This is a genomic window from Streptomyces lunaelactis (assembly GCF_003054555.1).
Taxonomy (GTDB): Bacteria; Actinomycetota; Actinomycetes; order Streptomycetales; family Streptomycetaceae; genus Streptomyces; species Streptomyces lunaelactis.
Map to the genome: position 1 here is coordinate 6,284,962 of NZ_CP026304.1, position 20,527 is coordinate 6,305,488.

Sequence of the window (20,527 nt, forward strand, 5' to 3'; positions counted from 1 at the left end):
GGGGATGCAGCAGGTGAGTATGACGGCCCCAGCGGCGGCCACCGGAACCGGTCACCCGGCTCCCGCGGCTCCGTCCAGCGGCGGAACCGGTTTCTGCCGAGTCACGGTCGTCGCGCCGGACGGTCGCGTCGACGTGGCACTGCCCGAGGACATCCCCGTCGCCGATCTCTACCCGGAGATCCTCCGTCTGTCCGGACAGAGCCCGGCCCAGGGTGCCCCGGTCGGGTACCACCTGGTGCGTCGCGACGGAACCGTGCTCGACAGCGCGCGCTCCCTGGCGTCCCAGCGCATCCTCGACGGTGAGCTCCTGTCGCTGCGGCCCTTCGCCGAATCTCTGCCCCCGGCGGTCTTCGACGACGTCTCCGACGCCGTTGCTTCCGCCGTCGCACGGGACCGCACCCTCTGGAACGACAGCCTGATGCGCGGTGCCGGGCTCTTCGGCGGGTCCGTCCTGCTGGTACTGCTCGCCTTCGTGCTGTGGACCGCCGACCCCCGGCACGATATGCACGGTCTGCCCGGCATCCTGGCCACCGTCACCGGCGTACTGCTGCTCGCGCTCGCCGGCGTACGGGCACGGGTGTACGACGACCGGGCCTCGTCCGTCGCCCTGGGCATCGGCTCGATGGCGAACGCCGCTGTCGCCGGTGCCGGACTGCTGCCGCTGGCACAGGGGCAGGGCATCGGCAAGCTGCAGTTCCTGCTCGCCTGCGCTGCCGTGCTGATCGCTTCGGTGATCCTGATGATCGTCGCCCCTGGCGGAGACGGTCCCTTCGTCGCGTTCGTCTTCGCCGCCTCCGTCGGCCTGCTGGTGACCTTCGCCGCGATCACGACCAGGATGGAGCCGGCCGAGACCGCCGCGGTGTGCGCCTCGCTCGCCGTGGGAGCCCTTGCCTTCCTGCCCGGCCTCTCCACGCGTTTCGCCCGCCTCCCCATCGGCTTCGAGCCTCCCCGTACGGCCGTCGGCGAATACGGAACCGACCCTGTGCCCCAGGGCCCGGTCGATGCCGAGCGCATCGCGGCGATGGCCCGGCGCGGCCACGAACTGCTGGTCGGCCTGGTCGGTGGCTGCGCGCTGGTGGCTCTGGGTGCCGCGGCGGTTCTCGGCTTCTCCGGCAACGTGTGGGGACAGCTGCTCGCTCTCGCCACCGGCATCGCCATGCTGATGCGCGCGCACCTCTTCCGCTACAGCGCCCAGGTCGGCTGCGCCCTGGCGGCGGGCCTCGGCGCACTGACGCTGCTCGGTCTCGGGCTGTGCCTCAACCCCCCGAGGGGGTTGATGGCCGATGCCCTGAAGGGCGACGCCACGGCGCTCGACATCCGTACGGTCTGGCTCACCGCCGCGGTCGCCGGGCTCGCCGCGGTGATCACTGCCATCGGGCTGATCGTGCCGCGCAAGGGCGTCACGCCCTTCTGGGGCCGCTCTCTGGAGATCGCGGAGGCCTTTGTGCTGCTGACGCTCGTACCGCTGTGCCTCGCGGTCTTCGACGTCTACCATTCCATCCGTGCGATGACCTCCTGACACACTGGTACGCTGTGTTACGGCCGTTTGTGTACGCGACCTCCGGAGCTTCTTCACGAACTCTGCGGTCTGCGCTCATCGGACCTTCGCCTCCGAGTCACGGAAGCTCCCCTGAGATCAAGACCAGGGGCACTCGTGGGCGCATCGAACATCAAAGAGGAGTACCGAGTGTCTCTCGACGCCGCTACGAAGAAGCAGATCATGACCGAGTTCGGCACCAAGGAGGGCGACACCGGCTCCCCCGAGGTTCAGGTCGCGATGCTCTCCCGCCGCATCTCGGACCTGACCGAGCACCTCAAGACGCACAAGCACGACCACCACTCCCGCCGTGGTCTGCTGATCCTGGTGGGCCAGCGCCGCCGTCTGCTGCAGTACCTGGCCAAGAAGGACATCCAGCGCTTCCGTGCCCTGGTCGACCGCCTCGGCATCCGCCGTGGTGCGGCCGGCGGTGCCAAGTAAAGACGTCGTGAAGGGAGCGGTTCCCACTCATGGGGGGCCGCTCCCTTTGCTGTACGTGCGCTACATACCGGACGGCATTTAGTCTGGTCGCACAGAGCAACACTGAACGAGCGAGAAGCCGCCTCCCCGCCGCCGGTCCTCGGTAGTGGCCCCCGGACAACAACCCCCGGGTGCTTCGATCGAAGACCGGCCCGCAGAACGAGAGCTTCTCCGCCACCGTCCTCCGCCACACGGGCGAGGGGACGAAGACGAGGAGAAAACGCTAGTGGAGAACGAGACCCACTACGCCGAGGCCGTTATCGACAACGGAACCTTCGGCACCCGCACCATCCGCTTCGAGACGGGCCGCCTGGCCAAGCAGGCCGCCGGTTCCGCCGTGGCGTACCTGGACGACGACACCATGGTGCTGTCGGCCACCACCGCTTCCAAGAAGCCCAAGGACCAGCTCGACTTCTTCCCCCTGACGGTGGACGTCGAGGAGCGGATGTACGCAGCCGGCAAGATCCCCGGCTCCTTCTTCCGTCGTGAGGGCCGGCCCTCCGAGGACGCGATCCTCACCTGCCGCCTGATCGACCGCCCGCTGCGCCCCTCCTTCCGGAAGGGCCTGCGCAACGAGATCCAGATCGTCGAGACGATCATGGCGCTCAACCCCGACCACCTGTACGACGTGGTCGCGATCAACGCCGCCTCCTGCTCCACGCAGCTGGCCGGCCTGCCCTTCTCCGGCCCGATCGGCGGCACCCGTGTCGCCCTGATCAAGGGCCAGTGGGTCGCCTTCCCGACGCACACCGAGCTCGAGGACGCCGTCTTCGACATGGTGGTCGCCGGTCGCGTCCTCGAGGACGGCGACGTCGCGATCATGATGGTCGAGGCCGAGGCCACCGAGAAGACCATCCAGCTCGTCAAGGACGGCGCCGAGGCTCCCACCGAGGAGATCGTCGCCGCCGGCCTCGAGGCCGCGAAGCCCTTCATCAAGGCGCTGTGCAAGGCCCAGTCGGACCTCGCCGCCAAGGCTGCCAAGCCCACCGGCGAGTTCCCGGTCTTCCTCGAGTACCAGGACGACGTCCTGGAGGCGCTGACCGCCGCCGTCAAGGGCGAGCTCACGCAGGCGCTCACCATCGCCGGCAAGCAGGAGCGCGAGACCGAGCTCGACCGCATCAAGGAGATCGCCGCCGAGAAGCTGCTCCCGCAGTTCGAGGGTCGCGAGAAGGAGATCTCCGGTGCCTACCGCGCGCTGACCAAGAAGCTGGTCCGCGAGCGCGTCATCAAGGACAAGGTCCGCATCGACGGCCGTGGCGTCACGGACATCCGTACGCTCGCCGCCGAGGTCGAGGCCATCCCGCGCGTGCACGGCTCGGCGCTGTTCGAGCGTGGCGAGACCCAGATCCTGGGCGTCACCACCCTGAACATGCTCCGGATGGAGCAGCAGCTGGACACCCTTTCCCCGGTGACCCGCAAGCGCTACATGCACAACTACAACTTCCCGCCGTACTCCGTCGGTGAGACCGGCCGCGTCGGTTCGCCGAAGCGCCGCGAGATCGGCCACGGTGCGCTCGCCGAGCGCGCCATCGTGCCGGTGCTGCCGACGCGCGAGGAGTTCCCGTACGCGATCCGTCAGGTCTCCGAGGCGCTGGGCTCCAACGGCTCGACGTCCATGGGCTCGGTCTGCGCCTCCACCATGTCGCTGCTGAACGCCGGTGTGCCGCTCAAGGCCCCCGTCGCCGGTATCGCCATGGGTCTGATCTCCGAGGAGATCGACGGCCAGACGCACTACGTCGCCCTCACCGACATCCTCGGTGCGGAGGACGCCTTCGGTGACATGGACTTCAAGGTCGCCGGTACCAAGACCTTCGTCACCGCGCTCCAGCTCGACACCAAGCTCGACGGCATCCCCGCCTCGGTCCTGGCCGCCGCGCTGAAGCAGGCCCGCGACGCCCGCCTCCACATCCTCGATGTGATGAACGAGGCCATCGACGTCCCGGACGAGATGTCCCCGAACGCCCCGCGGATCATCACCGTCAAGATCCCGGTGGACAAGATCGGTGAGGTCATCGGCCCCAAGGGCAAGATGATCAACCAGATCCAGGAGGACACCGGCGCCGACATCACGATCGAGGACGACGGCACCATCTACATCGGTGCCCAGCAGGGCTCGCAGGCCGAGGCCGCCCGCGCCACGATCAACTCGATCGCCAACCCGACGATGCCGGAGGTCGGCGAGCGCTACCTGGGTACGGTCGTCAAGACCACCACCTTCGGTGCCTTCGTCTCCCTGATGCCCGGCAAGGACGGTCTGCTGCACATCTCGCAGATCCGCAAGCTCGCCGGTGGCAAGCGCGTGGAGAACGTCGAGGACGTGCTCGCGGTCGGCTCCAAGGTCCAGGTCGAGATCGCCGAGATCGACTCCCGCGGCAAGCTCTCCCTCATCCCTGTGATCGAGGGCGAAACCGAGTCCGACAGCGGCTCCGAGAAGAAGGACGACACCGACAAGTGACGTCCCGTAGTTCCGCGACGACGGCCCGCACCTCTTCGGAGGCGCGGGCCGTCGCCCGTACCCAAACGCTTCTCAAGGGCGAGAACGGCATCGGCACGGTCCGCCGCACCGTTCTCCCCGGCGGCCTGCGGGTCGTCACCGAGACCCTGCCCTCCGTACGCTCCGCCACCTTCGGGATCTGGGCGAACGTCGGCTCCCGAGACGAGACGCCGTCCCTCAACGGCGCCACGCACTACCTCGAGCACCTCCTCTTCAAGGGCACGCACAAGCGGTCCGCCCTCGACATCTCCTCGGCGATCGACGCGGTCGGCGGCGAGATGAACGCCTTCACGGCGAAGGAGTACACCTGCTACTACGCACGGGTGCTCGACACCGATCTGCCGCTGGCCATCGACGTGGTCTGCGACATGCTCACCGGCTCGCTGATCCTGCAGGACGACGTCGACTCCGAGCGCGGTGTCATCCTCGAAGAGATCGCGATGACCGAGGACGACCCGGGTGACTGCGTGCACGATCTGTTCGCGCACACCATGCTCGGCGACACCCCCCTCGGCCGCCCGGTCCTCGGCACCGTCGACACCGTCAACGCGCTCGACGCCGACCGGATCCGCCGCTTCTACAAGAAGCACTACGACCCGACGCACCTGGTCGTCGCCGCCGCGGGCAACGTCGACCACGCCACGGTCGTACGCCAGGTCCGCAAGGCCTTCGAGAAGGCCGGCGCCCTCTCCCGTACGGACGCGGTCCCGACCGCTCCCCGCGACGGACACCGCTCCCTGCGCACCGCGGGACGCGTCGAGCTGCTGAACCGCAAGACCGAACAGGCCCATGTGGTCCTCGGCATGCCGGGCCTGGCCCGCACCGACGAGCGCCGCTGGGCGCTCGGCGTACTCAACACCGCACTCGGCGGCGGCATGTCGTCGCGCCTCTTCCAGGAGGTACGGGAGAAGCGCGGCCTCGCCTACAGCGTGTACTCGTACACCTCGGGCTTCGCCGACACCGGCCTCTTCGGCGTCTACGCCGGCTGCCGCCCGAGCCAGGTCCACGACGTCCTCAAGATCTGCCGCGACGAGCTCGACCGGGTCGCGTCGGACGGTCTGTCGGACGAGGAGATCGGCCGCGCCATCGGCCAGCTCTCCGGCTCGACCGTGCTGGGCCTCGAGGACACGGGCGCCCTGATGAACCGCATCGGCAAGAGCGAGCTGTGCTGGGGCGAGCAGATGTCGGTCGACGACATGCTCGCGCGGATAGCCGCGGTCACCCCGGACGACGTACGCGCGGTGGCCGGCGAGGTCCTGGGACAGCGTCCCTCGCTGTCGGTGATCGGCCCGCTCAAGGACAAGCAGGCGGACCGCCTCCACGAAGCGGTCTCCTAACCGTAAGGAAGAGCAATGAGCAAGCTGCGCGTGGCCGTTCTCGGCGCAAAGGGCCGCATCGGCTCGGAAGCGGTACGAGCCGTCGAGGCCGCCGACGACATGGAACTGGTCGCGGCACTCGGCCGGGGCGACAAGCTGGAGGTCCTGGTGGACTCCGGCGCCCAGGTCGTGGTCGAGCTGACTACCCCGGCCTCGGTGATGGGCAATCTCGACTTCTGCGTACGCCACGGCATTCACGCGGTGGTCGGCACCACCGGCTGGACCGACGAACGCCTCGCGCAGCTGAACACCTCGCTCGCCGCGTCCCCGCAGACCGGCGTGCTCATCGCGCCGAACTTCTCCATCGGAGCAGTCCTGACCATGAAGTTCGCGCAGCAGGCGGCGCGTTACTTCGAGTCTGTCGAGGTCGTTGAGCTGCACCACCCGAACAAGGCCGACGCCCCCAGCGGCACCGCCACCCGCACCGCCCAGCTCATCGCGGCGGCCCGCGCCGAGGCGGGCTGCCCCCCGCAGCCCGACGCGACCGTGACCGCGCTGGACGGCGCCCGGGGCGCCGACGTCGACGGCGTTCCCGTGCACGCCATCCGGCTGCGCGGCCTCCTCGCCCACCAGGAAGTCCTGCTCGGCGGCGAGGGCGAGACGCTGACGATCAGGCACGACTCCCTGCACCACAGCAGCTTCATGCCGGGCATCCTGCTCGGCGCCCGCCGTGTGGTGTCCACTCCAGGTCTCACGTTCGGCCTGGAACACTTCCTCGACCTCGGCTGACGGCCATGGGTGGAAAGATCACGTACTTCTTCCTCGCCACCGTGCTGGTCATCGTCTTCGGCGTGGTGGCGCTGGAGGGCGTGCTTCTCATGCTGACCGGGGAGCCGGCCGCCATGGGGATGGGCGCGGTGGCCTTCCTGCTGCCGTTCGTCGGCGCCTGGTTCCTCTGGCACACCACACGCTTCGCGCGCAATGCGCATCGGCTCGCGCGCGAGCTGGAGGCCGAAGGCGGCCTGCCGGCCGACGAGTCGAAGCGTACGGCCGGCGGGCGCATCGACCGCGACACGGCCGACGCACTCTTCGCCGAACGCCGCGCCGAGACCGAGGGTTCACCGAACGACTGGCGCTGCTGGTTCCGTCTCGCCATCGCCTACCACGACGCCCGGGACACCCCGCGCGCCCGCAAGGCTATGCAGCGCGCGATCACCCTGCACGACGGCGGAACAAGCCCCTCCGGCGCAAGAATCAGCCCCGCCGGCGATTGATGCCCGGGGCGTGGGGGCGGCCCTGGGGGCGGAGTACCCCGTGTCACGCCCCGCGGTACTCCGACCCCCACGCCTCCACCGTGTCCGCCGCCCGGTCGAACGCCTCCGCGCGCGACAGGAAGTCCGCGTTGTGGTCGGTGAGCAGAGGGAGCGGCTCGTCACCCTGTCGTACGACGACGAGCGCCTGCCCCTGCACCGTGCGCGGCAGACCGAGCCAGCGCACCGGCTGCTGCACCGTGCGTACCGCGGAGGCGCGGTTCCACGGCACAGTGGTGGTGGAGAAGAAGGCCACGCGCCGCACTCCGTGCCGGCTGACCCAGACGCCCGCGCGCAGCAGCCGCAGGGCAGAGACGATGAGCGCGAGCCCCAGGCCCAGGCACACCCCCGCGCCCGGCAGCGCACCCGCGAACGCGATGATCATCGCCGCGAGGAGCACGAACGAGGCGAGCAGCAGCAACACCGCCGCCGAAGCGACCCGCCAGGGGCCGGGACGGTACGGACGCCGCCAGTGGTCGTGATCGTCGAAGGGCAGCGCGACATCGTGCGCGGTCGTGCCAAATGCACGGTCGGCTGTCAGGAAGGGCAGGGGCACGACTGATCCTCACTCACCAGCACACTCGATTGGGCTGTGGCTGGTGAGGCTACCGAGGCGGTCACTGACCGACCACCCCAGGGGGCTGTACGAGTCAGCGCCCGTCGGACGCCTCGGGCTGCTGCGAATGGCCCGGCGCCCGGCCGGTTTCCAGCGCGGGAAGCCCCAGGAGCAGCGAGCCGACCAGTCCGGATACGACGGTCAGCCCGATCAGCGTATGGCCCATGAGCTGCGACTTGCTGGGGCGTTCGCGGGGCGGGGGAGTGACGTTACTGCGGAAGCGGTCGGCCTCGGCGACGAATGAAAACGGGACGGCCTCTCGCCGGCGGAACATCAGGGACTCTCCTGGAATCGTGTGCGGGACGGTGCTACTGGTACAGACGAGCGCCAGGCCGAATCGGTGCCCGATTTCGCCGAATTGGCTGACGATTGTCAGCACGAGGAGTGGTCTAGAGTGGTCGCCGCCCGAGCGTAGCCATTGGAAGGACCCTGTCGGTGACCGACACCCCCGCCGAGACCGCCCAGCCCAGTTTCCGCAGCGATGTCACCGTTGAACTGGTGAAGCACACCGCCGGCGACTCCGATGTGCTGTGGGCCGCCCGCGTCTCCACCGCGGGCGAGCAGTCTCTCGAGGAGCTCTCGAAGGATCCGGAGCGCTCCAAGGGGCTCATCAACTACCTGATGCGGGACCGCCACGGCAGCCCCTTCGAGCACAACTCGATGACCTTCTTCATCAGCGCCCCGATCTTCGTCTTCCGCGAGTTCATGAGGCACCGCGTGGGCTGGTCGTACAACGAGGAGTCCGGCCGCTACCGCGAGCTTCAGCCGGTCTTCTACGTCCCGGGTGCGGACCGCAAGCTGGTCCAGCAGGGCCGCCCGGGCAAGTACGTCTTCGTCGACGGCACAGCTGAGCAGCAGAAGCTCGTGACGGAAGCCATGGAGGTCTCGTACCGCCGGTCGTACGAGACCTACCAGGAGATGCTGGCCGCGGGCGTCGCCCGCGAGGTGGCTCGCGCCGTCCTCCCCGTTGGCCTGTTCTCGTCCATGTACGCGACCTGCAACGCCCGCTCGCTGATGCACTTCCTCGGTCTGCGCACCCAGCACGAGGAGGCGAGCGTCCCGTCCTTCCCGCAGCGGGAGATCGAGATGGTCGGCGAAAAGATGGAAAAGCACTGGGCGCAGCTGATGCCGCTCACGTATGCCGCCTTCAATGCCAACGGTCGCGTCGCCCCGTAGGGCACAGATGTACGGACCGGTCGGAGAAGTGTCCGTATTGCGGCGTTTCGAGAAGTTCATCTAGGCTGATCAAACGGACCCGGCACTGCTTGAACCCCCGAGCAGGCAGTGCCGGGTCCTCATGCCACGTTGTACGTCACGTCCCCCGAGGGGACACTGCGTGCTGAGCAGCGAGTAGCGTGTTACCCATGGCTCCGATCTCCACTCCGCAGACCCCCTTCGGGCGGGTCCTCACCGCCATGGTCACGCCCTTCACGGCGGACGGCGCACTCGACCTCGCCGGCGCCCAGCGGCTGGCCACCCATCTGGTGGACGCAGGCAACGACGGCCTGATCATCAACGGCACCACCGGTGAGTCGCCGACCACCAGCGACGCGGAGAAAGACCAGCTCGTACGGGCCGTACTGGAAGTGGTCGGAGACCGGGCCCACGTCGTTGCCGGCATCGGCACCAACGACACCCGTCACAGCATCGAACTCGCCCGCACCGCCGAACGCTCCGGCGCGCACGGCCTGCTCGCCGTGACGCCGTACTACAACAAGCCCCCACAGGAGGGCCTGTTCCGTCACTTCTCGGCCATCGCCGACGCGACGGAACTGCCCGTGATGCTGTACGACATCCCAGGCCGCAGCGGCGTCCCGATCGACACCGAGACGCTGGTCCGCCTCGCCGACCACCCGCGCATCGTGGCCAACAAGGACGCCAAGGGCGACCTCGGCCGCGCCAGCTGGGCCATCGCCCGCAGCGGACTCGCCTGGTACTCCGGCGATGACATGCTCAACCTGCCGCTGCTCTCGGTCGGCGCAATCGGCTTCGTCTCCGTCGTCGGCCATGTCGTCACCCCGGAGCTCCGCGCCCTCCTCGACGCCCACCTCAACGGTGACGTCCAGAAGGCCACCGAGATTCACCAGCGGCTGCTCCCGGTCTTCACCGGGATGTTCCGTACGCAGGGCGTCATCACCACCAAGGCGGCGCTGAGCCTCCAGGGCCTCCCGGCCGGACCGCTCAGGCTCCCCCTGGTGGAGCTCTCTCCGGAAGAAACCGCCCAGCTCAAGATCGACCTCGCGGCCGGTGGGGTACAGCTCTAAACACAGACTTCACAACTGAATACGAGAAGAACACCGACCGAGACGGTCGGACCAAGACAACTGCAAGTGCACAAATGTCATGTACGCCACGTGCCCCAGCGGTATGTGGCGTGCGTGGTGAGGAGAGTCTTTTGAGTCATCCGCATCCTGAACTTGGCGCCCCGCCGAAGCTGCCCAAGGGCGGCCTGCGCATCACCCCGCTCGGCGGTCTCGGCGAGATCGGCCGCAATATGACGGTCTTCGAGTACGAGGGCCGGCTGCTGATCGTCGACTGCGGTGTGCTCTTCCCTGAGGAGGAGCAGCCCGGAATCGACCTGATCCTGCCGGACTTCACGACCATTCGGGACCGCCTCGACGACGTCGAGGGCATTGTGCTCACGCACGGCCACGAGGACCACATCGGCGGCGTCCCCTATCTGCTCCGGCTCAAGCCGGACATCCCGCTCATCGGCTCCAAGCTGACCCTCGCCCTGATCGAGGCAAAGCTTCAGGAGCACCGCATCCGCCCGTACACCCTCGAGGTGACGGAGGGACATCGCGAGCGCATCGGCCCGTTCGACTGCGAGTTCATCGCGGTCAACCACTCCATCCCGGACGCCCTGGCCGTCGCCATCCGCACCCCTGCGGGCATGGCCGTCCACACTGGCGACTTCAAGATGGACCAGCTCCCGCTGGACGGCCGGCTCACCGACCTGCATGCCTTCGCGCGGCTCAGCGAGGAGGGCATCGACATTCTCCTCTCCGACTCGACGAACGCCGAGGTCCCGGGCTTCGTTCCGCCGGAGAAGGACATCTCCAATGTCCTGCGCACGGTCTTCGCGAACGCCCAGAAGCGCATCATCGTGGCGAGCTTCGCAAGTCACGTGCACCGCATCCAGCAGATCCTGGACGCCGCCCACGAGTACGGCCGCAGGGTCGCCTTCGTCGGCCGCTCGATGGTCCGCAACATGGGCATCGCCCGCGACCTCGGCTATCTGAAGGTTCCGGCCGGCCTGGTCGTCGACGTCAAGACGCTCGATGACCTCCCTGACCACGAGATCGTGCTCGTCTGCACCGGCTCGCAGGGCGAGCCGATGGCGGCGCTCTCCCGGATGGCCAACCGGGACCACCAGATCCGGATCGTCCAGGGCGACACGGTCATCCTGGCCTCGTCCCTCATCCCGGGTAACGAGAACGCGGTCTACCGCGTGATCAACGGCCTGACCAGGTGGGGCGCGAACGTCGTCCACAAGGGCAACGCCAAGGTCCATGTCTCGGGCCACGCCTCGGCCGGCGAGCTCCTGTACTTCTACAACATCTGCAAGCCGAAGAACCTGATGCCGGTCCACGGCGAATGGCGCCACCTCCGCGCCAACGCCGAACTCGGTGCCCTGACGGGCGTCCCGAAGGACCGCATCGTCATCGCCGAGGACGGCGTCGTCGTCGACCTGGTCGACGGCAAGGCCAGGATCGTCGGCAAGGTCCAGGCCGGCTATGTGTACGTCGACGGCCTCTCGGTCGGCGATGTCACCGAGACCTCCCTCAAGGACCGCCGCATCCTCGGCGACGAGGGCATCATCTCGGTCTTCATCGTGGTCGACAGCTCCAGCGGCAAGATCGTCGGCGGCCCGCACATCCAGGCCAGGGGCTCCGGTATCGACGACTCGGTGTTCAGCGCCGTCGTTCCCAAGATCGAAGAGGCCATCAACAAGTCCGCCCAGGACGGCGTCATGGAACCCCACCAGCTGCAGCAACTCGTCCGCCGTTCGGTGGGCAAGTGGGTCTCCGACACCTACCGTCGGCGCCCGATGATCCTCCCCGTCGTCGTCGAGGTCTGACGCACGACCTTGGAGCGGGGCCCCCGATTTGCATCGGGGCGCCCCGCTCCAGTACCTTTACATCTCCGCCTGAACGGGACCCCGGCGCACTCGTGCGCTCGGAACAGTTCCCGAACGGGGCGGGAATTCCGACTCAGAATCTCTGATAAAGTCGGGTCAGCCGAAAGGCAAAAGGCTCCCAACGGCCACTGGATTCGAATTCCTCACCGGAAACGGAACGGAAAAAGAATCTGGTAAGGTTGGAAACACGAAGGGAAGCGCCCGGAGGAAAGCCCGAGAGGGTGAGTACGAAGGAAGCGTCCGTTCCTTGAGAACTCAACAGCGTGCCAAAAGTCAACGCCAGATTGACAACCCCGGCCCACTTCGGTGGGTTGAGGTTCCTTTGAAAGTCCTACTGGCCCTTGTGGCGGGTAGGCAATGACACAGCGAGGACGCTGTGAACGGTCGCTCTTATTCCGAGTCGACTGTTCCGCTCTAAGTGGTGTTCATCCCGATTACGGGAAAACATTCATGGAGAGTTTGATCCTGGCTCAGGACGAACGCTGGCGGCGTGCTTAACACATGCAAGTCGAACGATGAAGCCCTTCGGGGTGGATTAGTGGCGAACGGGTGAGTAACACGTGGGCAATCTGCCCTTCACTCTGGGACAAGCCCTGGAAACGGGGTCTAATACCGGATAATACTTCTTCCCGCATGGGAAGAGGTTGAAAGCTCCGGCGGTGAAGGATGAGCCCGCGGCCTATCAGCTTGTTGGTGGGGTGATGGCCCACCAAGGCGACGACGGGTAGCCGGCCTGAGAGGGCGACCGGCCACACTGGGACTGAGACACGGCCCAGACTCCTACGGGAGGCAGCAGTGGGGAATATTGCACAATGGGCGAAAGCCTGATGCAGCGACGCCGCGTGAGGGATGACGGCCTTCGGGTTGTAAACCTCTTTCAGCAGGGAAGAAGCGAAAGTGACGGTACCTGCAGAAGAAGCGCCGGCTAACTACGTGCCAGCAGCCGCGGTAATACGTAGGGCGCAAGCGTTGTCCGGAATTATTGGGCGTAAAGAGCTCGTAGGCGGCTTGTCACGTCGGATGTGAAAGCCCGGGGCTTAACCCCGGGTCTGCATTCGATACGGGCTAGCTAGAGTGTGGTAGGGGAGATCGGAATTCCTGGTGTAGCGGTGAAATGCGCAGATATCAGGAGGAACACCGGTGGCGAAGGCGGATCTCTGGGCCATTACTGACGCTGAGGAGCGAAAGCGTGGGGAGCGAACAGGATTAGATACCCTGGTAGTCCACGCCGTAAACGTTGGGAACTAGGTGTTGGCGACATTCCACGTCGTCGGTGCCGCAGCTAACGCATTAAGTTCCCCGCCTGGGGAGTACGGCCGCAAGGCTAAAACTCAAAGGAATTGACGGGGGCCCGCACAAGCAGCGGAGCATGTGGCTTAATTCGACGCAACGCGAAGAACCTTACCAAGGCTTGACATATACCGGAAAGCATCAGAGATGGTGCCCCCCTTGTGGTCGGTATACAGGTGGTGCATGGCTGTCGTCAGCTCGTGTCGTGAGATGTTGGGTTAAGTCCCGCAACGAGCGCAACCCTTGTTCTGTGTTGCCAGCATGCCCTTCGGGGTGATGGGGACTCACAGGAGACTGCCGGGGTCAACTCGGAGGAAGGTGGGGACGACGTCAAGTCATCATGCCCCTTATGTCTTGGGCTGCACACGTGCTACAATGGCCGGTACAATGAGCTGCGATGCCGTGAGGCGGAGCGAATCTCAAAAAGCCGGTCTCAGTTCGGATTGGGGTCTGCAACTCGACCCCATGAAGTCGGAGTTGCTAGTAATCGCAGATCAGCATTGCTGCGGTGAATACGTTCCCGGGCCTTGTACACACCGCCCGTCACGTCACGAAAGTCGGTAACACCCGAAGCCGGTGGCCCAACCCCTTGTGGGAGGAGCTGTCGAAGGTGGGACTGGCGATTGGGACGAAGTCGTAAGGTAGCCGTACCGGAAGGTGCGGCTGGATCACCTCCTTTCTAAGGAGCACTTCTTACCGAGCCTGCTCGGTCAGAGGCCAGAACACCGGCGAATGTCCGGTGCTGGTTGCTCATGGGTGGAACGTTGACTATTCGGCACGTTTGGTTTGGGACTGTCAGTACTGCTTCGGCGTGGAACACAGGATCTGGATTGGACGTGCCGGGCGCGCTGTTGGGTATCTGAGGGTGCGGACTGAAAAGTCTGAACCTTCGCGATGCCGGCCCCAGTGAACTCGCCTGTGAGGGCGGGGTGATGGGTGGCTGGTCGTTGCTTGAGAACTGCACAGTGGACGCGAGCATCTGTGGCCAAGTTTTTAAGGGCGCACGGTGGATGCCTTGGCACCAGGAACCGATGAAGGACGTGGGAGGCCACGATAGTCCCCGGGGAGCCGTCAACCAGGCTTTGATCCGGGGGTTTCCGAATGGGGAAACCCGGCAGTCGTCATGGGCTGTCACCCGCTGCTGAACACATAGGCAGTGTGGAGGGAACGAGGGGAAGTGAAACATCTCAGTACCCTCAGGAAGAGAAAACAACCGTGATTCCGGGAGTAGTGGCGAGCGAAACCGGATGAGGCCAAACCGTATGCGTGTGATACCCGGCAGGGGTTGCGCATACGGGGTTGTGGGATTGCACTTCAACAGTCTGCCGGCTGTTGGGCAAGTCAGAAACCGTTGATGTAGGCGAAGGACATGCGAAAGGTCCGGCGTAGAGGGTAAGACCCCCGTAGCTGAAACATCAACGGCTTGCTTGTGCGACACCCAAGTAGCACGGGGCCCGAGAAATCCCGTGTGAATCTGGCGGGACCACCGTTAAGCCTAAATATTCCTGGTGACCGATAGCGGATAGTACCGTGAGGGAATGGTGAAAGTACCGCGGGAGCGGAGTGAAATAGTACCTGAAACCGTGTGCCTACAAGCCGTGGGAGCGTCGCTCATTGAGTTTACTCAATGGGTCGTGACTGCGTGCCTTTTGAAGAATGAGCCTGCGAGTTAGCGGTGTGTAGCGAGGTTAACCCGTGTGGGGAAGCCGTAGCGAAAGCGAGTCCGAACAGGGCGATTGAGTTGCACGCTCTAGACCCGAAGCGGAGTGATCTAGCCATGGGCAGGTTGAAGCGGAGGTAAGACTTCGTGGAGGACCGAACCCACCAGGGTTGAAAACCTGGGGGATGACCTGTGGTTAGGGGTGAAAGGCCAATCAAACTCCGTGATAGCTGGTTCTCCCCGAAATGCATTTAGGTGCAGCGTCGTGTGTTTCTTGCCGGAGGTAGAGCACTGGATAGGCGATGGGCCCTACCGGGTTACTGACCTTAGCCAAACTCCGAATGCCGGTAAGTGAGAGCACGGCAGTGAGACTGTGGGGGATAAGCTCCATGGTCGAGAGGGAAACAGCCCAGAGCATCGACTAAGGCCCCTAAGCGTACGCTAAGTGGGAAAGGATGTGGAGTCGCAGAGACAACCAGGAGGTTGGCTTAGAAGCAGCCACCCTTGAAAGAGTGCGTAATAGCTCACTGGTCAAGTGATTCCGCGCCGACAATGTAGCGGGGCTCAAGCGTACCGCCGAAGTCGTGTCATTTCAGCATATAGGGCCAACGCCCGCTGGGATGGGTAGGGGAGCGTCGTGTGCCGGGTGAAGCCGCGCCGGAAGGCAGTGGTGGACGGTACACGAGTGAGAATGCAGGCATGAGTAGCGATACACGTGAGAAACGTGCGCCGATTGACTAAGGGTTCCTGGGTCAAGCTGATCTGCCCAGGGTAAGTCGGGACCTAAGGCGAGGCCGACAGGCGTAGTCGATGGACAACCGGTTGATATTCCGGTACCCGCTTTGAAACGCCCAATACTGAATCCTCTAATGCTAAGGCCGTGAAGCCGCCCTGATCTCTTCGGAGTTGAGGGGAGTGGTGGAGCCGCCGGCCCAAGGTGGTAGTAGGTAAGCGATGGGGTGACGCAGGAAGGTAGTCCAGCCCGGGCGGTGGTTGTCCGGGTGGGTGTAGGCCGTGTGGCAGGTAAATCCGTCACACATTAAGGCTGAGACCTGATGCCGAGCCGATTGTGGTGAAGTGGATGATCCTATGCTGTCGAGAAAAGCCTCTAGCGAGTTTCATGGCGGCCCGTACCCTAAACCGACTCAGGTGGTCAGGTAGAGAATACCGAGGCGTTCGGGTGAACTATGGTTAAGGAACTCGGCAAAATGCCCCCGTAACTTCGGGAGAAGGGGGGCCATCACTGGTGAGAGGACTTGCTCCTTGAGCTGGGGGTGGCCGCAGAGACCAGCGAGAAGCGACTGTTTACTAAAAACACAGGTCCGTGCGAAGCCGTAAGGCGATGTATACGGACTGACGCCTGCCCGGTGCTGGAACGTTAAGGGGACCGGTTAGTGCGCTTTCGGGCGTGCGAAGCTGAGAACTTAAGCGCCAGTAAACGGCGGTGGTAACTATAACCATCCTAAGGTAGCGAAATTCCTTGTCGGGTAAGTTCCGACCTGCACGAATGGCGTAACGACTTCTCGACTGTCTCAACCATAGGCCCGGTGAAATTGCACTACGAGTAAAGATGCTCGTTTCGCGCAGCAGGACGGAAAGACCCCGGGACCTTTACTACAGTTTGATATTGGTGTTCGGTTCGGCTTGTGTAGGATAGGTGGGAGACTTTGAAGCGGCCACGCCAGTGGTTGTGGAGTCGCCGTTGAAATACCACTCTGGTCGTGCTGGATGTCTAACCTGGGTCCGTGATCCGGATCAGGGACAGTGTCTGATGGGTAGTTTAACTGGGGCGGTTGCCTCCTAAAGAGTAACGGAGGCGCCCAAAGGTTCCCTCAGCCTGGTTGGCAATCAGGTGTTGAGTGTAAGTGCACAAGGGAGCTTGACTGTGAGACCGACGGGTCGAGCAGGGACGAAAGTCGGGACTAGTGATCCGGCGGTGGCTTGTGGAAGCGCCGTCGCTCAACGGATAAAGGTACCCGGGATAACAGGCTGATCTTCCCCAAGAGTCCATATCGACGGGATGGTTTGGCACCTCGATGTCGGCTCGTCGCATCCTGGGGCTGGAGTCGGTCCCAAGGGTTGGGCTGTTCGCCCATTAAAGCGGTACGCGAGCTGGGTTTAGAACGTCGTGAGACAGTTCGGTCCCTATCCGCTGCGCGCGCAGGAGTCTTGAGAAGGGCTGTCCCTAGTACGAGAGGACCGGGACGGACGAACCTCTGGTGTGCCAGTTGTCCTGCCAAGGGCATGGCTGGTTGGCTACGTTCGGAAAGGATAACCGCTGAAAGCATCTAAGCGGGAAGCCTGCTTCGAGATGAGGACTCCCACCTCCTAGAGAGGGTAAGGCTCCCAGTAGACGACTGGGTTGATAGGCCGGATATGGAAGCACCGCAAGGTGTGGAGTTGACCGGTACTAATAGGCCGAGGGCTTGTCCTCAGTTGCTCGCGTCCACTGTGTCAGTTCTGAAGTAACGAACTGTCGAACCGCCTCATAGGTCACATGAGGCCGGGTTCCGGATCGATATTTTCATAGAGTTTCGGTGGTCATAGCGTTAGGGAAACGCCCGGTTACATTCCGAACCCGGAAGCTAAGCCTTTCAGCGCCGATGGTACTGCAGGGGGGACCCTGTGGGAGAGTAGGACACCGCCGAACAATTATTAGCCTCAATCCCTGGACCTCGTCCGGGGATTGAGGCATTTTTGCGTTCCCCGGGCACTGCGCCACGGACGGGCGGCCCCGGAGAGTGTTGGTGGGGATGGATGGTTCTGAGCAGCGCTGCGTTCGGGGTATGATCTATCCCGTTGCCGCAGCGCAGCACGCCCCAATAGCTCAGTCGGTAGAGCGTCTCCATGGTAAGGAGAAGGTCTACGGTTCGATTCCGTATTGGGGCTCAGCAATGCAGAAGGCCCCCGCCAAGTGGCGGGGGCCTTCTGCGTTTTGAGGCGCGCTCAGACCTTGTGGGGCTCCGGCAGGCGCATGGCGAGGATGGCCATGTCGTCGGAGGCCGGCTCGGCGGCGAAGCGTTCGACCGCGCGCAGGACGCGGGTGGCGACCGCGCCCGCCGTGAGGCCGGTGCAGGTGGTGAGGACGTCGATCAGGCCGTCGTCGCCCAGCATGCGGGTCCCCTCGCGGCGTTCGGTGACGCCGTCGGTGACGCAGAGCAGGACGTCGCCCGGGTTGAGGGTCACCACCTGTTCGTACAGCTCCAGGTCCTCCATGACGCCGAGGAGCGGCTGCGGTTCCGCGGCAGTTTCTACGCTGCCGTCCTGGCGCAGGCGCAGGGGGAGCGGGTGGCCGGCGCAGACAATCTTGAGGACCGCGCTGCCGTCCTCCTGTGGCCACAACTCGCCGTAAAGGAGCGTCAGGAAGCGGCTGCGGGCGCCCTCGTCGAGGATCGCCGCGTTCAGGCGCTCCAGGACCGCGGGGCCGCCGAAGCCCTCGCGGGCGAGGAGGCGCAGTGCGTGCCGGGCCAGGCCGGTGACGGCCGCGGCTTCCGGGCCCGTACCGCAGACGTCGCCGATGGCGAAGCCGTACGCGCCGTCGCGGATCGGGAAGAGGTCGTAGAAGTCGCCGCCGACTTCGTTGCCTTCGCCGGCCGCGCGGTAGATGACCTCGACCTCGACGCCGGGGATCTGGGGGAGTCCCGGCGGCAGCAGGCTGCGCTGGAGGGACTGGCTGATGGCCATGCGCTCGGAGTACAGACGGGCGTTGTCCAGGGCGAGGGCGGCCCGGCGGGAGAGGTCCTCGGCGAGTTCCAGGATTTCCTGGCGGAAGTGGTCGTCGGTGGGCTTGCCGAGGGTCAGCATGCCGATGACGCGGTTGCGGGCCACAAGGGGGAGTACGACCGTCTCGCCGCCGACCGCTGCCGCTGTGGCGAGGGTGGTGCCGATGCCGGAGGAGACCGGCGGGCTGGAGCCCAGGCCGAGTTCGCGCTTGGAGGTGCGCAGGGCGGCCCGCTGGGCGGCGTTGGCGGGCGCCGTCCACACGCGGGCGCCCGGCGTCGGGACCGGGTCGGGCGGGTCGATCTTGGAGAGGAGGGCCTTGAGGCCGTCGATTCTTTCCTCGTCCTCGTGCAGCACGTAGCTGAGGTAGGGATCCGAGGCCTGGTCGGCGATTGTGTAGACGGCGCACCAGGTGGCGAGGGTGGGGACCGTCATCTGGGCCATCAGCGCCAGTGTCTGGTCCCGGTCGAGCGTTCCGGCGAGCAGGTCGGAGGCTTCGACGAGGAAGGAGAGGGAACCGCGGCGCAGGCGTTCCAGTTCGCCCAGGCGGGCCGATTCGACGGCCAGGGCGATCCGGTCGGCGGCGAACTGGAGGCGCAGGGCTTCCTCGTTGGAGTACCGGCCGGCGGATTCGGCGGCGACTCCGAGAGAGCCAGTGAGGCGGCCCTCGACCTTGAGCGGGACCGTGACGACCGAGCGCATGCCGGTGGCGTTGAGCAGTGGGACGGCGCCGGGGACGGCTGTGAGGTCCTCGTGGACGGCAGGCATGCGGGCGGAGCCGTAGCGGCCGGTGCCGGCTTCCACCGGGACGCGGGCGAAGCGCTGGCGGGCCGACGGGAGGCCGGTGGAGGCCCGTACTTCCAGCTCGGTCTCGTCGTCGGTGGCCAGCAGCAGGAAAGCGGCGTCGCCGTCGAGCATGTCGCGGGCGCGCTCGACGGTGCGCTGGAGAAGGCCGTCGAGGTCGTCGGGGGCGGGGGAGCCGATGAAGACCTCGAACGGGTCGGCGGCGTGGCTGTCGGCGCCCGAGTCGGTGACGGGGGCGCGCTGCGGGGTCTGCAGCACGGCGCGTTCGTCGTCGCGTACGAGCAGACAGACCGTGGAGGGCTCACCGTTGGTGTCCCGTACCCGAAGGTGCGATGCGTAGACGGGGACGACGCGGCCGTCGGTGCCGCGGATGCCGTAGCTGCCTTCCCAGCGGGAGAGCTGGAGCGCCTCGGCGATGCCGGTGCCGATGCCGGGAGTGTGCGGCCAGGCGGCGAAGTCGGTCAGTGGTTTGCCCATGACCTGGTCGGCGGCGTACCCGAAGAGGCGCTCGGCGTCCTCGTTCCAGACGACGATCGCGCCGGTCCGGTCGATCTGGGTGACGGCGACGCGTACGCGCTCGTCGGCGACCGGGAGGAGGGCGACGGGCAGCACAGGGCCGGCCGAGCGGGCGCCCACCGGGCGCTGGGGGAGGTCGAGTTGGAACCACACCTGTTTGTAGGTGGGGGTGTACTCGACGCCCCAGCGGGAGGCGAGGGCGGCGCACAGCAGCAGTCCCCGGCCGTTCTCGCGGTCGGGGCTGCCGAGCGACAGGCCGGTGCCCTGTATGGGGATTTCGCGCTCCGGGTAGCGGTCGGCGACTTCGACCCGTACGGAGTCCTCCGTGCGCAGACAGAGCACATCGGCGGAGGTGCCGGCGTGCACGACGGCATTGGTGACCAGCTCGCTGGTGAGGACCACGGCGTCGTCGACGACATCGGAGTACCCCCACCCCTGCAGGGTGTCGCGGACAAAGGCGCGGGCGGTCGCGACGGACCGCCCGACGGGGTCGAAGCTGGCAGCCGCCCGCGCGGTGATCACAGAACTCCTCGTACGCGTCTCGACGCCCGGCTCTGCCATGATCGGCCTGCCCCTCCCCGTGCCCGGTGGTAGTACTTGCCCCACACCGCCCCCGCCGGGCGGACCGGGGCGGCTGGACAGC

The 20,527-nt window shown here is 65.8% G+C and carries 12 protein-coding genes, 1 tRNA gene and 3 rRNA genes; 13 read left to right on the plus strand and 3 right to left on the minus strand.

All coding sequences use genetic code 11. The annotated features are described in order from the left end of the window. The first annotated feature begins 19 nt into the window (after window positions 1–19). From eccD to SLUN_RS29085, 6 genes are all read left to right on the plus strand, one after another. On the plus strand, window positions 20–1,519 hold the full coding sequence (gene eccD, locus SLUN_RS29060; protein ID WP_108154994.1) for a type VII secretion integral membrane protein EccD: 1,500 nt from the start codon (window positions 20–22) through the stop codon (window positions 1,517–1,519). A 168-nt stretch (window positions 1,520–1,687) separates the two neighbouring features. Then, window positions 1,688–1,978, plus strand: a complete 291-nt coding sequence (gene rpsO / locus SLUN_RS29065; protein WP_093600212.1) for a 30S ribosomal protein S15 — start codon at window positions 1,688–1,690, stop codon at window positions 1,976–1,978. A 265-nt stretch (window positions 1,979–2,243) separates the two neighbouring features. Then, window positions 2,244–4,472 carry a polyribonucleotide nucleotidyltransferase gene (locus tag SLUN_RS29070; protein WP_108152938.1) on the plus strand — a complete coding sequence of 743 codons (2,229 nt, stop codon included), beginning with the start codon at window positions 2,244–2,246 and terminating at the stop codon, window positions 4,470–4,472. Further along, window positions 4,469–5,848: a M16 family metallopeptidase gene (locus SLUN_RS29075; protein ID WP_108152939.1), complete on the plus strand. Its 1,380-nt coding sequence runs from the start codon at window positions 4,469–4,471 to the stop codon at window positions 5,846–5,848. The genes SLUN_RS29070 and SLUN_RS29075 overlap by 4 nt, the downstream gene beginning before the upstream one ends. A 15-nt stretch (window positions 5,849–5,863) precedes the next feature. Beyond that, window positions 5,864–6,616, plus strand: coding sequence for a 4-hydroxy-tetrahydrodipicolinate reductase (dapB, locus tag SLUN_RS29080; protein ID WP_108152940.1), 753 nt, complete (start codon window positions 5,864–5,866; stop codon window positions 6,614–6,616). A 5-nt stretch (window positions 6,617–6,621) separates the two neighbouring features. After that, complete coding sequence (locus SLUN_RS29085; RefSeq protein ID WP_108152941.1) at window positions 6,622–7,101, plus strand: hypothetical protein; 480 nt, start codon at window positions 6,622–6,624, stop codon at window positions 7,099–7,101. A 43-nt stretch (window positions 7,102–7,144) separates the two neighbouring features. Here SLUN_RS29085 and SLUN_RS29090 read toward each other — a convergent pair whose 3' ends face one another. Together SLUN_RS29090 and SLUN_RS29095 are read right to left on the minus strand one after the other, a co-directional pair. Then, window positions 7,145–7,693, minus strand: coding sequence for an SCO5741 family PH domain-containing membrane protein (locus SLUN_RS29090; RefSeq protein ID WP_108152942.1), 549 nt, complete (start codon window positions 7,691–7,693; stop codon window positions 7,145–7,147). 94 nt (window positions 7,694–7,787) lie between these two features. After that, window positions 7,788–8,027 carry a hypothetical protein gene (locus tag SLUN_RS29095; protein WP_108152943.1) on the minus strand — a complete coding sequence of 80 codons (240 nt, stop codon included), beginning with the start codon at window positions 8,025–8,027 and terminating at the stop codon, window positions 7,788–7,790. Window positions 8,028–8,188: 161 nt separating this feature from the next. Here SLUN_RS29095 and thyX point away from each other — a divergent pair, with 161 nt between their 5' ends. The 7 genes from thyX (at window position 8,189) to SLUN_RS29135 (ending at window position 17,733) form a co-directional block, all read left to right on the plus strand. Beyond that, window positions 8,189–8,929 carry an FAD-dependent thymidylate synthase gene (thyX, locus tag SLUN_RS29100; protein WP_108152944.1) on the plus strand — a complete coding sequence of 247 codons (741 nt, stop codon included), beginning with the start codon at window positions 8,189–8,191 and terminating at the stop codon, window positions 8,927–8,929. 188 nt (window positions 8,930–9,117) lie between these two features. After that, entirely contained in the window at window positions 9,118–10,017 is a 900-nt protein-coding gene (dapA, locus tag SLUN_RS29105) for a 4-hydroxy-tetrahydrodipicolinate synthase (protein WP_108152945.1), read from the plus strand. A gap of 131 nt (window positions 10,018–10,148) precedes the next feature. After that, entirely contained in the window at window positions 10,149–11,834 is a 1,686-nt protein-coding gene (locus tag SLUN_RS29110; protein WP_108152946.1) for a ribonuclease J, read from the plus strand. A gap of 507 nt (window positions 11,835–12,341) precedes the next feature. After that, window positions 12,342–13,863, plus strand: a 16S ribosomal RNA gene (locus SLUN_RS29120). 304 nt (window positions 13,864–14,167) lie between these two features. After that, window positions 14,168–17,278 (plus strand): 23S ribosomal RNA (locus SLUN_RS29125). A gap of 99 nt (window positions 17,279–17,377) precedes the next feature. Beyond that, a 5S ribosomal RNA gene (gene rrf / locus SLUN_RS29130) occupies window positions 17,378–17,494 on the plus strand. Together the 16S, 23S and 5S rRNA genes with 1 tRNA gene alongside form the textbook arrangement of a ribosomal RNA operon. Before the next feature lie 166 nt (window positions 17,495–17,660). Then, window positions 17,661–17,733, plus strand: a tRNA-Thr gene (locus SLUN_RS29135). A 57-nt stretch (window positions 17,734–17,790) separates the two neighbouring features. Here the strand turns inward: SLUN_RS29135 and SLUN_RS29140 are convergent. Further along, window positions 17,791–20,445 carry a SpoIIE family protein phosphatase gene (locus SLUN_RS29140; RefSeq protein WP_108152948.1) on the minus strand — a complete coding sequence of 885 codons (2,655 nt, stop codon included), beginning with the start codon at window positions 20,443–20,445 and terminating at the stop codon, window positions 17,791–17,793. Window positions 20,446–20,527: the final 82 nt, after the last annotated feature.

What these genes read in the sequence shown, in the direction of transcription:
- eccD (WP_108154994.1), top strand. Translation starts at nt 20, where the DNA reads ATGACGGCCCCAGCGGCGGCCACCGGAACCGGTCACCCGGCTCCCGCG.
- dapB (WP_108152940.1), top strand. Translation starts at nt 5,864, where the DNA reads ATGAGCAAGCTGCGCGTGGCCGTTCTCGGCGCAAAGGGCCGCATCGGC.
- SLUN_RS29085 (WP_108152941.1), top strand. Translation starts at nt 6,622, where the DNA reads ATGGGTGGAAAGATCACGTACTTCTTCCTCGCCACCGTGCTGGTCATC.
- SLUN_RS29095 (WP_108152943.1), bottom strand. Translation starts at nt 8,027, where the DNA reads ATGTTCCGCCGGCGAGAGGCCGTCCCGTTTTCATTCGTCGCCGAGGCC.
- dapA (WP_108152945.1), top strand. Translation starts at nt 9,118, where the DNA reads ATGGCTCCGATCTCCACTCCGCAGACCCCCTTCGGGCGGGTCCTCACC.
- SLUN_RS29140 (WP_108152948.1), bottom strand. Translation starts at nt 20,445, where the DNA reads ATGGCAGAGCCGGGCGTCGAGACGCGTACGAGGAGTTCTGTGATCACC.